Raw genomic sequence first — 14,136 nt, forward strand, 5'->3', positions numbered from 1 at the left:
CCGAAGACCCCAGCATCGCTGACGTGGACGAACCGGCCGTCGACTGCCGACAGCTAGAGTCAGGCACCGCGCCGACCAGCCCTGCCCGCCCGACTGGCGCCGGGCCGCGGACTACCAGAGGGAGTTCCCGCCCGACTGGCGCCGGGCAGCGGGCTACCAGAGGGAGTTTCTGACCTGCCCGTCGTGCAGGGTCACCACCTGCGTGCCCGGGGTGTGCATCCAGTCGAGGACAGCCTGGAACTCGGGCCACCGCGTAGAGGTGATCTTCCAGTGCCTGCTGATGTCGGCGCTGGTCCGGTAGCACTCGTTGAGGACGTACACCGTCCGACCCGTCAGCGCCGAGGCCGGGTCCAGCGGGTCGGCCCGCTCCGGACCCTTCGCAAGGCCGTAGGCGACCAGGAAGGACTGATGAGTGCTCCTGACGAAGCGGGCATGGCTGTCCCACAGGCGGTCGCCGACAGCGACGTTCTTGGCATCCGTGGTAACGGCGATGGTGAGCAGATGGTCCTGGGCTGTGCAGGGGTTCGGCGATGCGGTGTGCCGCGCCGCTGCCTGCGGAACCGCTGCGGCCGTACCGTAGCCCAGAGCAACCACACCCCCCGCCGCCACAACCGCTCCTGCGGCAGCGCACAGTGCAAGCCGCTTGCCACGCGTGAGTTGACTTGGCACAGGAACATCCCTTCGTGCGAACAGATCTCCGCGGGTCCCGGAAGCCGACTCGTAAAGCGGGCCCGGCACCACGCACCCATCCCCAGTAGGCGGCTCCCCGCGTGCCCCCGCCTGCCGGACCGGTCAAACAGGTGACTACGAATCCAGCCCCCGCCACAGAACTCGCAGACTGAAGGCGGCTGGGAAAGCTTCCAGTTCCCGGGGGGGGGTGGCCTCTTCGCGCAGAGCGAGCGTGACCGGAAGATCAGCAACGGAAGATCCCACGCCCCCGGATGCCGCGAGGTGGTACCGGCTCGGATGTGGTAACGGTTCGAGCGCCCGAACCTGCGGCGAGTCAGGCGATGCACCTGCCCTGTCCCCCAGCGGAGCAGGGGCCCGGGGCGTGGCCTGCGGATGGTCCGGCTGACGGGTGGTCGGGGGCGGTCTCGGGATGGCGGCTCGGGGACGTGGTGGAGGAGGGATGGCAGGCGGAGGAAACGAAGGGTGCGCGTCGACCGTCATGACGCCTCCGGCAGCGCCCGGGAATTCCAGACCGACCGGGATGAACTGGCGATACGCGCGTACGGCTCAATGCCTGTTGCGTTCACATTCTCCGTGTGACCGGGTATGAACGCGGTCGTTTATTGGCCGCCTGACATCGCGGCTGATGCGAGATTACAGGTGGGTTTTCGTCGGTCTCCTGGCTACGGAGAGTCGCCTTGCCCGGCTGGCGGCTGGGCCCTCGCCCGCCGCGGCCCAGGTGCGCGGGGTACCGGCTATGCGCGGTAGCTTACCCGGGTGAGCCTCCTTGATGATGTGGCCGAGCGCGACGGCTGGCGGTGCTGGGTGTGCGACGAACCGGTCGACCCCGAGATGTCGGTGAACGACCCGCGGGGGCCCAGTGTGGACAGCCGGACCGCCGACCGGAAGGCCAAGGTTGCCGAGCGGCTGGCGCACCGCGGCTGCAACACCCGCAAGGGCGCGGTCGAGGTGGTCATCGCTTGGCCGGACCGCCTGTACGTGGTCGAACCCGCGCCGCTGATTACCGTTGCCGGAAGACTGGAGCGCAAGGGGGGCCGCGAGATGGTGGGCCGTTGTCCGACCCGGCGGGACGCCCAGGAGGCCGCGGATTGGCTGGTGGACCGGTTCTCCCGACTGGTTCCCGGGCTGCCGGTGACCGCCGAAATCGAGCCGGGCGGCGGCCAGTTCCTCGTCATCCTGGCCACCGTCCGCCGCTGACCGGGCAGTTCGCCAGCCCCCGCACGCGTCGCCCGCCTGCGCGCGATGGCCGGTCGGTGACCGCCTCCCCCGGCATCCTGTCCGCCGACCCTGTCAAAGCCCAGGTGGAATATCTGACACCGCCGGCACAGAAATACCAGCAGACCGACCGCAGCATTTCGTGCCTTTAGCGGCCAGTAATCGGAGATCCAGCATTACCGCTGGTGGCATGCTATGGTTTCCCCAGTTGCAGTTGTGGTTCCCAAAGACTTCAAGTGCCTTCACTGCTGTAAGCGGTGGAAGCACTTTTGTATTTCCGGTGCATTCCGGATGGGGCAACCTCGCGGCGACGCGGAGGCCGCACAGTGCGGGCTCCGGGCACTGCCCCGAAGGAGATATGACATGGCTACTGGCACCGTGAAGTGGTTCAACGCGGAAAAGGGTTTCGGCTTCATCGAGCAGGACGGTGGCGGCGCTGACGTGTTCGCTCACTACTCGAACATCTCCGCTTCCGGCTTCCGCGAGCTGCAGGAGGGCCAGAAGGTTTCGTTCGACGTCACGCAGGGCCAGAAGGGCCCGCAGGCCGAGAACATCGTTCCCGCCTGACGCTCACGCGTAGCAGTAGGCCGGGGCCCGCACCTTGGGGTGCGGGCCCCGGCCTACTTGGTTTCCCCCCGCCCCCGGCCGCCATGGCGGCCCGCGCGCCCTCCCGGCCGCCCGGAGGAGCACCTCTACCGCAGCGGGGAAGTCCAGCCCCGGTCCGCCATCAACGTGTGAGTACCGCTGGTGCCCGCGGGAACGACCGGACAGCTCGTCGAGAGCTCCAGATGGCCCGCTTCGTACATTCACTTTCATCGGTTCGTTCCTGTGCTCCCTGTGCGGCTCGTCTGCCGCCGGGGATCCCTCGACGCACCGCATCGAGGAAGGTTCTCCGTGAACCGCACTGTTCGCTCCACCGACCGCTACTCCCGCACCCGCTCCCCGGGCTCCGGCTCCGGCTCCGCCTCCGGCCGTGGTGGATACCGCGGCGGCCAGGCCCCGAGCCGTTCCGGCGGCCCTTCCCGCTCCGGCGGCTACGGCGGTCGGCGGCCCTCGGCCCCGCTGGGCGAGTTCGCCCTGCCGGTCTCCGTCACTCCGGCCCTGCCGCCGGTGGAAACCTTCGCCGAGCTCGACCTGCCCGCCGCTCTGCTGACGTCGCTGGCCACGCAGGGAATGGCCGTGCCTTTCCCGATCCAGGCCGCGACACTGCCCAACTCCCTCGCGGGACGTGACGTGTTGGGCCGCGGGCGCACCGGCTCCGGCAAGACCCTCGCCTTCGGCCTGGCCCTGCTGGCCCGTATCGCGGGGCAGCGCGCCGAGTCCCGGCAACCGCTGGCCCTGGTGCTGGTTCCGACCCGCGAACTGGCCCAGCAGGTCACCGACGCCCTCACCCCGTACGCCCGCGCCCTGCGGCTGCGGATGACCACGGTCGTCGGCGGCATGTCCATCGGCCGGCAGATCAGCGCGCTGCGCGGCGGCGCGGAAGTCGTCGTGGCGACGCCCGGACGGCTCAAGGACCTCATCGACCGCGGCGCGTGCCAACTGGGCCAGGTCGGCGTCACCGTCCTGGACGAAGCGGACCAGATGGCCGACATGGGCTTCATGCCGCAGGTCACCGCGCTGCTCGACCAGGTGCGCCCCGACGGCCAGCGGATGCTGTTCTCCGCCACCCTGGACCGCAACATCGACCTGCTGGTGCGCCGCTACCTCAACGACCCGGTGGTCCACTCCGTCGACCCGTCCGCCGGCGCGGTCACCACCATGGAGCATCACGTTCTGCACGTGCAGAACACGGACAAGCACGCCACGACGACCGAGATCGCGGCGCGCGACGGCCGGGTGCTGATGTTCCTCGACACCAAGCACGCCGTCGACAAGCTCACCGAGCACCTGCTCAAGAGCGGTGTACGGGCGGCGGCGCTGCACGGTGGGAAGTCGCAGCCGCAGCGTACCCGTACCCTCGCGCAGTTCAAGACCGGGCACGTCACGGTGCTGGTCGCCACCAACGTGGCCGCCCGCGGCATCCACGTCGACGACCTCGACCTGGTGGTCAACGTCGACCCGCCCGCCGACCACAAGGACTATCTGCACCGCGGTGGACGCACCGCCCGCGCCGGTGAGTCCGGCCGGGTCGTCACCCTGGTCCTGCCCCACCAGCGCCGCGAGATGACCCGTCTGATGACCACCGCAGGCATCACCCCGCAGACCACCCAGATCCGGTCCGGGGAAGCCGAGTTGAACCGCATCACCGGAGCCCGCACGCCTTCCGGCGTGCCTGTCACCATCACCGAGCCAGTCGCCGACCGCACCAGGCGCAGCACGTCCGCCGCCTCCGCGCGCGGCCGGCGCAGCCGCCCCGCCGCGGCCCGGCGCTCCGCCCGTCCGACCACGGCCTCGACGGAGACCCAGGGCCGCCGTACCGCGCTCAGCCCGGCGGCCTGAACGCCGCCGAACCGCACTCACCAGGGCGAACCGGCTCCTGTCCCCATCCCCCCTCATCTCCGCGAGGTCCCATGCGCTGCATCATCGCCCACTTCCCCTTCGACCTCACCAAGAGCGGCGTGCAAGCGTCCATGAAGGGCATCAAACCCGAGGTCGTCACGGGCGAGTACGTGATCATCGGCCGACGCCACTACCCCGTGAAGCAAGTGGGAGAGGTGATCACCCGCCAGGACCGCCGCGACTTCAGCGCCGCCGAGATGACCCGCGCCCTCCTCAGCCTCGGTTACACCTGCCGCAACATCGCCCCCCACGTCCCCGCCACCGCCTCCAGTCCACTCCGGACAGCCCAGTCACTGCTCGGCATCCCCGTGACAGCCTGACCCACGGGGAGAACCAGCACTCGCGGCACACCGGCGGGCGGGCTCCTGGCTCCGAGCAGCAGGCGCCCGATCCCGCCTCGCCCCAAGCGCGGAGGTCCCTCCTCGGCCCGCGCCAACCCGGCCAACGGCCGTGCCAGGCTTCCGATTCGAGCGGTCGCCGACCCTCGCATGTCGCGGGCGGACTCTCAGCCCGCGGTCGCCGACCCTCGCATGTCGCGGGCGGACGCTCAGCCGTCTGCTCCACCAGCCGCCGGCGGGGCAGACGCCAGGGGCCTCTCGGGCGACGCCCGAGGAAAAGGGCTGCGGGCGGCCTCGCCGCAGAGCCCGCGTCCACCAGCCCGTGGGGCCGCGCCAGCCGCGTGATTGACGACTGCTTCTTCCCTTTCACCGGTGCACGGACAAGAAAATTCCACATAGATGCGGAGTTCGCGAATCTGTTGCCGCACGCCGAGCGAGCAGGAGTTACAGAATGGCCACAGGTACTGTGAAATGGTTCAATTCAGCTAAAGGATACGGATTCATCGAGCAGTCGGGCGACGGTGAAGACGTCTTCGCGCACTACTCCAATCTCGTCAACGACGCTCTTCCTGGGCTGACCGAAGGCCAGAAGGTCCACTTCGACATCGGGCAGAACCCAAGGGGTCTGTACGCGGAGAACATCACCTGCGACTGACGCCGAGCCGCTCCCAGCCCGTCCCAGTCGGCTCGCTGTCCGGTGCCTCCGTAGCGTGGACACGGCGGTCTTCCCGGTCCGGATCCCTCCGCGATCCGACGGTCGCGGCCCGCCCCGACACACGGCTCGTCGAGCCGGACACCCGTACCGGAAAAGACCTGCGGCTCTCGTGAGTAGTGCCGATCTTTTTCCGTACGCTTGGTCAAGCACCCGAGCACAGCGGGTCCCGTGGTCGATCACCATCTCTCCTGGCAGGCCCAGGGATTGGCCGTCGCCGGGACACCACAAAAGCGGATTCGACCACCCGCGTGCAGCGAGCCACGCATCCCCGGCTTCGGCCCGGCGACCACCCGCTCCACCACGACGCCCACCACGCCATCCGCGGCAGAGGACCGGTGGCCGGGCCCGCTGGCGGAAGGTGCACCAGCGGTGTCCGGGACGACGTCGGGTGGCGTGTCGGCGCCAGGCCGGGGATCACGCTCAGGAGCCGGCGGCTGAACGTCTTCGGTGATCATGTACACATATGAGGAGCACCTCCGCGAGCCGCAGAGGCTCCCTCGTGTCAGGGACACCGGTCAGGCGTCGGCCCGGTCGCCGGGTTGGGACCGGCGTAGTTGTTCGTTGATGCGCTGCGCTTCCTCGAGTTGGTCTTCGAGGATCACGATGCGGCAGGCCGCCTCCACCGGGGTGCCCTGGTCGACGAGTTCGCGGGCGCGTGCGGCGATGCGCAGTTGGTAGCGGGAGTAGCGCCGGTGGCCGCCCGCGGAGCGCAGCGGAGTGATCAGGCGGGCTTCGCCGATCGCGCGGAGGAAGCCTTGGGTGGTGCCGAGTATCTCGGCTGCTCGGCCCATGGTGTACGCGGGGTAGTCGTCGTCATCGAGACGCCCGTTCGTGTCGCCTGCTGTCATCGCACCTCTTTGCGGAACGCGTGGAGGGGCCCCGGTGCCATACCGGCACCGGGGCCCCGAAGGAACTGCTACACCATCTGCCGACCTGCTATTGCGTCGGCCTACTGTGTCCGCACCGCCACCAAAGGGTGAGCGGCAGGTGCGGGGATCGCGGTTGCTTGACCGGAGACCACCTCACTATCGATGTCCTGCGGTACCCGGACTCAACACTCCGCCCGGGCGATCCCGATGGCGCTCAACTCCTCCGTTCTTCCCTCTGGATCAACTGCTTGCCAAACGTGAACTGCACACTTCTTGTACTGCTGATGGCCTCTACCAGCACTATTCTTCGACAGCCAGCCCCGTCGCCCGTCCTGCGTCTTCTCTGGCTTGGAACCCCACTGCCGAACCTCCCGGTGCGCGCGCCCGCAGCCGACGCCTTCACCGAGGTACTGCTCACTGACTTCGCTGCTGGTTACCGCACACTGCACTTACCGCTGCTACCGCTGCGGTCCTTCTCGCGGCGGCCCCTGATCACTGCGGGCCACCCGGTCCGGTCGTCAGTCCCATCGCCCGTCTGGCAACATCCCTGGCTTTGGAGCTCCACCACCGTACCGACCTGCGTCATGTGCGTACTGCCTCCCGGCAGTTCGTCTCTGCCGGGCCCTCTGTCTCTCTGGGTACAAGAGAAACCGTACCCACGCCACCACCAAATGTCTACTCCGGCCATCACAGATTTTCAGGCACCGGGGGCCGAGGTAACCTGCCACCAACTCCGACGCCCGCTTCTTCGCCGGCACCCACGGGGGACGGATCACCACCGCCGTCCTGCCCGACGCCACCCACCGGGACGACGTCGTCCAGACCCTCGGCTACGAACACCCGCGCCGACACGACCTGAGACGCACCCGCCCGACCTGGACGGCGGACGCCGGAGCCCCCCTGCACGTCCTGCGGTTGATCGCCGTCCACGGCTCCCGCAGACCACCCAGCACTGCCTCCAACGCCTCATCACACGGAAACCGCTGCCGACAAGCCGAAGGGCCCGCTGACCTGGCTATATGCCAGTCCAGCGGGCCCTTCGTGCACCGTCGGGACGACAGGATTTGAACCTGCGCCCCCTTGACCCCCAGTCGCGAAGGCCAAGGGAATTTCCCCGCCATTCGGGACCAATCCCCCGCGCATTACGCCTAGTTATGCGTCCATCGCTCACTACCGCGCACCGCGTGTGGTCCCCGGTCGGTCCCCTGCCGTAACGGACGAGACGGTCGCCCGAGCCCGCGCTGCGGCCGAGTGCCTGTTCGAAGCCGGTGACCAGGCTCAGGGTCTGACGGCACTTGCGGGCAACCGCAAAATGGTCCTGGGCGCGTAAGGATGGTGGCGCCACGACTGGTCGGGCTGCTGCAGCAGCTGGCCGACGAACCATGGTCCGTCCCCCGAGCCCTGTTCGCTCAGACCACTCCAGGTCCACCACTGCTGTTCGCGGGTCTGGTCCCGCGGAAGCCGATTTCGACGCACTCCATGACACAGAAGCTGAATCGGCACAGAATCTCGTGCCGCGCGGCCCCCAACTCCGCCCTCGCCACCAATCTCCCCAGCCCCATCCTCGCCGACCTGACCGGCACGCACCGCCACATCGCGATCCGCTGGGTCGCCTACGTCAGACGCGACTGGACCGAGTACGTGGCGGCACGAGCCGAGGACGAGGGCCACAAGCGGGAGAAGAAGCCATCCACCAATTGGAGGTAACCCATATCGTCGTGTCATGAGCGAGGCGATCCGGGCACACGGCCTCTACTACACCCTTCTTCCGGATACGTGATGACGGTTGGCTGAAGGTGACGCCCTTGTACTGGCCCAAGATTGTACGTTTAGTCCCTGCGAGCGATGACCTCGCCGACTATGTGGCCCGCCCCTCTTCCAACCCTGCGGTGCCGACGCACGCACTCACACGAGATGTCGCCCACACCATGCGGGTGCTCACGGAGGAACTCGGTGTCGTCGAACGGGTTCCTCCCCGCATGGTCCGGCTGGGTGTGCGGCGTCGACCGAACAGGTGCCTCAACACGACCCCTCGCCTGTCAAGACAGGTGAGGCGGGGTGCCAGCCGGGGCGGCGACCGCGGCACGGCGTCGCGCGCGCAGCGGCAGTGGAACGGCTCAAAACCCTGAGCGTCGTCCGCAGCAGGAGGGGAGCCGGCGCGTGGCCGTTCGGCTGGGAAGCAGTCCCGTACGCCCCCAGGCCGTTTTCCCGGTCCTCTCGGCTTCGGTGCCCGCGCGGGTCGGCGGCCTGACGCCCGCCGAGGGATTCGAAGTCCGCGGCCAGGAACCGGAAATCGGACCTGCTCCCGACCACGTGTGCCGCCGCCTGGGCATGCAGGAAGGAGAGCAGGCCGCTGTCCGCCGATGGACCTATTTCGTCAACGACACCGCGATCCGCACGGTGGACACGACGGCACCGCTGCGGCTTGTCCGGGGCAGCGCCTGGATGCAGGACGACCGTATGCCGGAGAATCTGACCGAGACGCTCGCCGGCCCCGGCCACACCGTGTCGAGTGTCGTCGACGAACTCCGTCCACGGCTGACGCAGCCGGTGGAGGCCACCCGTCGGGGGCCTGAGCGGCGACGACTCGCTCCTCACGATCGAGATCATCTCCACCGCCTACACGAATACGGGACAGGCAGTCCAGGTCACCGTGACTACCCTGCCAGCACATCTCAACGTCACCGTCTACGAGCGGGGGCGGATGCGCCGGGCACCTGCGGGTAACCGTCCGCCGTACCCGGCCTGCATACGCCGGATCCCGGCGGGACGCACTCCTCGACGGGTACCGGCGGCCACAGCTCGCACGCACTCTGCCCGCGCGCAGGCCCCTTGCCCCGAACCGCCCCAACTGCGGAAACCTGGGCAACCGGAAACGGCCCTCATCTGACAGAATTTCCGCCCCGGCCCAAAGGAATGACCGAGTCGACGCGGAGATGCGGTCCTCCCTGGAGGAGTACACGAATCAGGAAGGAAAACTCTCGTTGCCCCAGCTTGCGTCAGCCAGGGCGCCCAGGGTGTCGTCACCCGTTGCTGATATGCCCGCATTCATGATCGACCATTCAAACTCCCTCGACCGCGACGATGCCGTCACGGTCGCCGCCCCGGGGGACTCAGAAAGGCGACTGACCCTCCGTCACCGACGTAGCGTCCGGCGTCGCTGGTGTCAGCAACGCCGACCACGTGGCGTTCCAGCGCAGGCAGTCGGCGTACGGCGGCGTGCGAGGCGCCCAGAAGACGCTTCCCCGGTCGCGTACAAAAAGACGCATCGGTAGGCCATATGTTTAACGCGAGCGCATTTCAGACAGTAGCTGATTCTCCGCGATTAACCCGTTTCGGGGTGATCTTGAGTGCCGCTCTATTTGCACTGGTCGGATGCACGAGCGCCCACCCCCACGGCTCCATGGAGAATCGGAACCCGCAGCGGGCGGCAGGCGCAGGAGACGAAGCGGGAAGAGAGCGTCCCGGCCATCCGAAGCTGAGTGTTCCCTCGGCTGCACCCAGAAGGAATGGCTCATTCCGCTATCAGTCATATGATTCCCCACCCTCTGATGCTGCGGTGCCGCACAGGTATGAAATCGACGTCGACACAGGAAAGGCCTGGGAGGTCAGCGGCCCATGGCGTGTCCCCGTGCCAGCGGACAGGGTCCCGGCCGACACGATGTCACCGCCCCGCCCGAGCTGCCCTCCCCCGTCGCCCCCCGCAGCCCCACCGCCGTGCGCCCGACGGTGAAGGGCGGTTCGGGGGATTCTTGCGACACCGGGCGCGCAGCTCCGCTGTGCCGTCTTGTGAAGCCAGCCGTGTCAGCGCCGGGTGATGGCAAGCCCCTGCGCTGGGACAACCCGCACGAGGTGCCGGATCACCGACGGAGCTGGCCGTGCACGCCCAGCGGGCAGAAAAACGAGGTCTGCGGCGGCTGCCGACGCTGTGCTGTGCTCCTGGCACCGCGAACTGGCCGATCAGTTCGTGCGCGTGGGCGACGGTCGGAGTGGTGTACCAGGCCGGGCGGCGGCCGTGCGGGGTGAACGGCGGCGGCAGACGCGGGTCAATGTCGATGCCGGACCAGTCAGGAGTCGGGCACCGGGCTGACACACACGTGCCGGTCGCGGTGGCGCTCAGCGGCGACAGCTGCATCGCTGGAAGCGTCAGAGCCGGAAAGAGGAGAAGCCCGGCGGGAACCGGTGATCGTGGTCCAGGTTCTCGCGTATACGGGTCACTTCGGCGGCGGTCAGCCGCCGCTGCCCTCCGTTCGTGAACAGGTGCCACTGCCAGTCGGCTTCGTGCCAGCTGTACGCGACCACCGGGTCCAGCGGCTCCGCTTCCAGCTCTGCGGCCTCCTCCTCAGTGAGCGGCGGAAGCCCCCAGGCCAGGCCGGCCCAGCCGAAGCGGTAGGGCGGCTCGCCCGCGGGCTGGCGTGCCAGCTTCGCGTACGGCCGCCCGGCCTCGGCGGCACTGTGCCGCGGTGCCAGCACCGGTTCGAGGCCGATGACGATCAGCCCGCTGTCCGGGTCGCCGTCGTCGAAGGTGACCTCTTCCAGCGGCCAGGGCCACCACCGGGGCATGGGCCCGACCATGGCGCCGTCGCCGTAACGCGCCTGCCACCGGCGGAGCCGGTCGAAGAACGCGGCGTCCTCGTCCTCACCGAAGGCACTCTCACCCGTGTTCTCGCTCATGACCCCAGTAGAACCCACCCCACTGACATCGGCCGTCGGCCTATCGCATGTGCAGCCTGTCCGGCGCGACCATCGTCTACGAGCAGTCACCCCGAGGTGATCATCACGGTCGGCACCAGGTTCCACTCGTTCGACGGCCGGACACTGGAGATCTTCGGCGGTGACCCAGTCCGCTTCTACATACGGAACATGTACGTACACGTCACCCGCATCCGAGACCTGTTGCCCGGACGTCGCCGATCGAACTTCCCTACGTTGTGGCACGGGTCCGGGCCAGCCCTTCGTACGGTTGGCCCGCCCAGGGGTGTCGGGTGTGGCTTCAAACTCCTGCCGCTTGTGGCCGCCATCGATGGGCCACACGACACCCCACGACGGCTCGGCTGCCAATTAGGAGATGCGCACGGTCGCTCCGTAGGGAATCGACAGCGAGGTCGTCCGTGGTACGTCCGCACAGCCCGACGCACGGAGGAACCGCGTGGCCGCCGGCTGCTGTCTCGACGGGTCGCCAAGGATGAGCCGGAGCTGCTCCATCTCCCCGCCGACGTCCTGGACTTGGGCGACGAGGTGACGCGGGGCATCGACCTCGCCGACGGCGGGGCTGCCCTCGTGATCGCGGTGCTCCTCAACCACGGCCAGCGCGCCTTCTGCATCTCCGGACGGGCCATCAACCGTGCCTCCGAGGGCTACCGCGGCGAGGACAAGACTGATGCCAAGGACGCGGCGGTGGTCGCAGACCGGACCCGCATCCGCCGGGACCTGCAGGTCCTGCGGACCGGTGACGAGACCGCTACCGACCTCAAGCTCCTCACAGCCCACCACTCGGACCTGGTCGGCGACCGCACCCGCACCGTCAACCGCCTCCACATCCACCTGACCGGCATCTTTCCCGCGCTGGACCAGGTCCTGGACCTCATTGACGCCGGGCCGTTGATGCTTCTGACCGGCTATCAGACCCCGGCCGCCCTGCGTCCCCTGGGCACGAAACCGCTGGCGAGCTGGTTGCGGAATCGCGGCGTTCGTGGTGCCGGCCAGATCGTGGAGGCGGCGCTGGAGGCCGCCTCAGGCAAGCGCACCAGCGTCCCGGGCGAGAAGACCGCAGCCCGGATGGTCCATACCCTGACCGCCCAGGTCATAGCCCTCAACCTGCAGGTCGCCGAGATGGACAAGCTCATCGCGGCCCGGTTCCGTGATCACCGCGGTGCCGAGATCCTCGCCAGCCTGACGGGCCTGGGCCCCATCCTCGGAGCCGAGTTCCTGGCCGCCACGGGCGGCGACATGGCCGCCTTTGCCAGCCCGGACCGCCTCGCTGCTTCGGCGGAGTCGCGCCCGCGCCCCGCGACTCCGGCAAGATCAGCGGCAACCTCCATCGCCCGCAACGCGACAACCGCAAGCTCCAACGGGTCTTCCACACCTCCGCGTTGATCAGCATCCGCCGCTGCGAGGAATCCCGGCGCTTCCACGACCGCAAGCGCGCCGAGGGCAAGCGCCACACCCAGGCCGTCCTCGCCCTCGCCCGGCGACGGGTCAACGTCATCTGGGCTCTCCTGCGCGACCAACGCTGCTATCAGCCAATCCGGGCTGGGACGCCGGAGTTGGCTGCGACGCACTGAGCCCGGGTCGCGGTAAGTCACCAACCCCACATACTTCTTGGACGCGCCCGCACGGCTTCGATCTACGGCATGCCCTCTGCTATCTCGAATCCGGACATCTCATCCCAAGGGATGGCGTTCCAGAGGCGGATCAATGCCACCCAGATGCGGTTGACGAGCGGCCAGTCAGGAGTGTCCCCGGTGAGAGTGATCGTTGCGAGCATGCCGCAGCCCCAGATGCCCTGTTCGTTTTCCGGTGGTGCAGCGATCACCGACTCCGCGATCCACTCCGCTCATACGTGGACCTCAAGTGCTAGCGAGTCAGCCGCGGGATGTCCGGCGAGTCCCCTGGTCGCCAGCGAGCACACCGCAACCTCGTCCCCATAGGGAGCAGACCGTTGTGTCAAGAGAAGATCACCAACAGGCAGGATTCGTCCAGGAGGCGGCTGATCGCTGCCTGCCCGCTCTCCTCGCCTGATCGACAGAAGAACGTGAGTTGGTATGCCACGTTCGGATCCCTCCTCCCCAACGACTCGTCCCGATCATGATAGAGGCCGTCACTCCATGCCTCTGGGGGTTAGGCGACGGCGCTCGCGAGGGCCAGCGGGGCTTGACATACGGCATGAGGAATCGGTGACACACGCTAAGTTCCATCGCGCAGGGCACTCGCAGCGAAGGTTGAGCAATTTCACCGAACTGTCCCGTCTCAAGCGATCTGGCCCTAGTCTCAGCTGATCTGGTCCGTGGACGGGGAAGCTGTGTCAGCTGTATCCCGCAGCTCGTGCCAGGGATCCGCGCCTGATGCGTTGTCCGTGGTGAATGCGATGATCGCGGTTGCCAGCGTGAGCACGCTGGTTTCACGACTCGGGGACGGCTCCTATGGACAGGTGGCAGGAGCTTTCGGTACTGGTGGAGGAGCGGCTGAAGGCGGCGTCGACCGGCGAACGTGGCGTGTTCACTGCTGGCGTTGCGGAACGGCTCATGAGCTGGCACGAGGCCCTGCCCGATGACGAGCAGGCGCCGTTCACCGTGGGCCTTCGCCCCCTGTTGAACTCGGTATGGGACGGCGTCCTCGGTGACACGACGGCATTCTCGGCGGTGAAGCGCGGTGTCGCCGAGTACATGCTCAGTGAGTACTGCCACAACGACGGGCAGGACGGCCCCGATGACGCGGACGAGGCGGCCGCAACTGCGACGTTGGATGCCGCGCACGCCTATCTGTTCGGCTGCTACGACTTCGCCAACTGGACCAGCCGCCGGGCGGTGGACGCCATTGACCAACACCTGGAGTACCTCGCCGAACAGGAAGAAGGCGAACTCGTCCCTGATACGGACGAAGCGCTGGCTTCCGAGTTGCAGCGGCAGCTGCGGGATCTCGACCTCATTGCGAACTACTCGAAGGAGCTTCGCTACTCCACCACGGGACTGCCCATCGACACCTCGATCCGACTCCGCGTGGAGCTTCGAACTCCTCTCTCTAGCCGGGCATGAGCGCCCCAGCAGACCTCGCAGCGCCGCAGCCCCTGCATCAGGCCGGCCGGGCC

General features: G+C 68.1%; 11 protein-coding genes and 1 pseudogene. 8 read left to right on the forward strand and 4 right to left on the reverse strand.

What is annotated here, in order from left to right; all coding sequences use genetic code 11:
• Positions 1 to 153 precede the first annotated feature (153 nt).
• Positions 154 to 594: a hypothetical protein gene (locus ACIP4Z_RS17085; RefSeq protein WP_401308818.1), complete on the reverse strand. Its 441-nt coding sequence runs from the start codon at positions 592 to 594 to the stop codon at positions 154 to 156.
• Positions 595 to 1,446: 852 nt separating this feature from the next.
• Between ACIP4Z_RS17085 and ACIP4Z_RS17090 the strand changes: the two genes are divergently transcribed.
• From ACIP4Z_RS17090 to ACIP4Z_RS17110, 5 genes are all read left to right on the forward strand, one after another.
• Positions 1,447 to 1,887 carry a hypothetical protein gene (locus ACIP4Z_RS17090; protein WP_401308821.1) on the forward strand — a complete coding sequence of 147 codons (441 nt, stop codon included), beginning with the start codon at positions 1,447 to 1,449 and terminating at the stop codon, positions 1,885 to 1,887.
• A 381-nt stretch (positions 1,888 to 2,268) separates the two neighbouring features.
• Positions 2,269 to 2,472, forward strand: a complete 204-nt coding sequence (locus ACIP4Z_RS17095; protein ID WP_311297653.1) for a cold-shock protein — start codon at positions 2,269 to 2,271, stop codon at positions 2,470 to 2,472.
• Positions 2,473 to 2,799: 327 nt separating this feature from the next.
• Positions 2,800 to 4,347 (forward strand): DEAD/DEAH box helicase, encoded by a 1,548-nt coding sequence (locus ACIP4Z_RS17100; RefSeq protein ID WP_401308824.1) that lies wholly within the window; start codon positions 2,800 to 2,802, stop codon positions 4,345 to 4,347.
• 71 nt (positions 4,348 to 4,418) lie between these two features.
• Positions 4,419 to 4,727 (forward strand): SCO5918 family protein, encoded by a 309-nt coding sequence (locus ACIP4Z_RS17105; protein ID WP_401308827.1) that lies wholly within the window; start codon positions 4,419 to 4,421, stop codon positions 4,725 to 4,727.
• Between the two features lie 469 nt (positions 4,728 to 5,196).
• Positions 5,197 to 5,400, forward strand: a complete 204-nt coding sequence (locus tag ACIP4Z_RS17110) for a cold-shock protein (RefSeq protein ID WP_401308830.1) — start codon at positions 5,197 to 5,199, stop codon at positions 5,398 to 5,400.
• A gap of 575 nt (positions 5,401 to 5,975) precedes the next feature.
• On the opposite strand, the gene ACIP4Z_RS17115 is transcribed toward ACIP4Z_RS17110, so the two are convergent.
• Positions 5,976 to 6,308: a MerR family transcriptional regulator gene (locus ACIP4Z_RS17115; RefSeq protein WP_401308833.1), complete on the reverse strand. Its 333-nt coding sequence runs from the start codon at positions 6,306 to 6,308 to the stop codon at positions 5,976 to 5,978.
• 1,500 nt (positions 6,309 to 7,808) lie between these two features.
• On the opposite strand from ACIP4Z_RS17115, the gene ACIP4Z_RS17120 reads away from it, so the two are divergent.
• On the forward strand, positions 7,809 to 8,036 hold the full coding sequence (locus ACIP4Z_RS17120) for a hypothetical protein (protein WP_401308835.1): 228 nt from the start codon (positions 7,809 to 7,811) through the stop codon (positions 8,034 to 8,036).
• A 2,439-nt stretch (positions 8,037 to 10,475) separates the two neighbouring features.
• Here the strand turns inward: ACIP4Z_RS17120 and ACIP4Z_RS17125 are convergent.
• Complete coding sequence (locus tag ACIP4Z_RS17125; RefSeq protein WP_401308838.1) at positions 10,476 to 11,003, reverse strand: hypothetical protein; 528 nt, start codon at positions 11,001 to 11,003, stop codon at positions 10,476 to 10,478.
• Positions 11,004 to 11,480: 477 nt separating this feature from the next.
• Here ACIP4Z_RS17125 and ACIP4Z_RS17130 point away from each other — a divergent pair.
• A pseudogene (locus ACIP4Z_RS17130) lies at positions 11,481 to 12,613 on the forward strand (IS110 family transposase); the annotation flags it as partial.
• A gap of 62 nt (positions 12,614 to 12,675) precedes the next feature.
• On the opposite strand, the gene ACIP4Z_RS17135 reads toward ACIP4Z_RS17130, so the two are convergent.
• Complete coding sequence (locus ACIP4Z_RS17135; protein ID WP_401308841.1) at positions 12,676 to 12,864, reverse strand: hypothetical protein; 189 nt, start codon at positions 12,862 to 12,864, stop codon at positions 12,676 to 12,678.
• A gap of 607 nt (positions 12,865 to 13,471) precedes the next feature.
• Here ACIP4Z_RS17135 and ACIP4Z_RS17140 point away from each other — a divergent pair.
• A complete protein-coding gene (locus tag ACIP4Z_RS17140; protein ID WP_401308844.1) occupies positions 13,472 to 14,083 on the forward strand; it encodes a hypothetical protein in 612 nt (203 codons plus the stop codon).
• The last annotated feature ends 53 nt before the right edge of the window (positions 14,084 to 14,136 follow it).

This window comes from Streptomyces sp. NPDC088910 (assembly GCF_044749865.1).
In the GTDB taxonomy this organism is placed as follows: Bacteria; Actinomycetota; Actinomycetes; order Streptomycetales; family Streptomycetaceae; genus Actinacidiphila.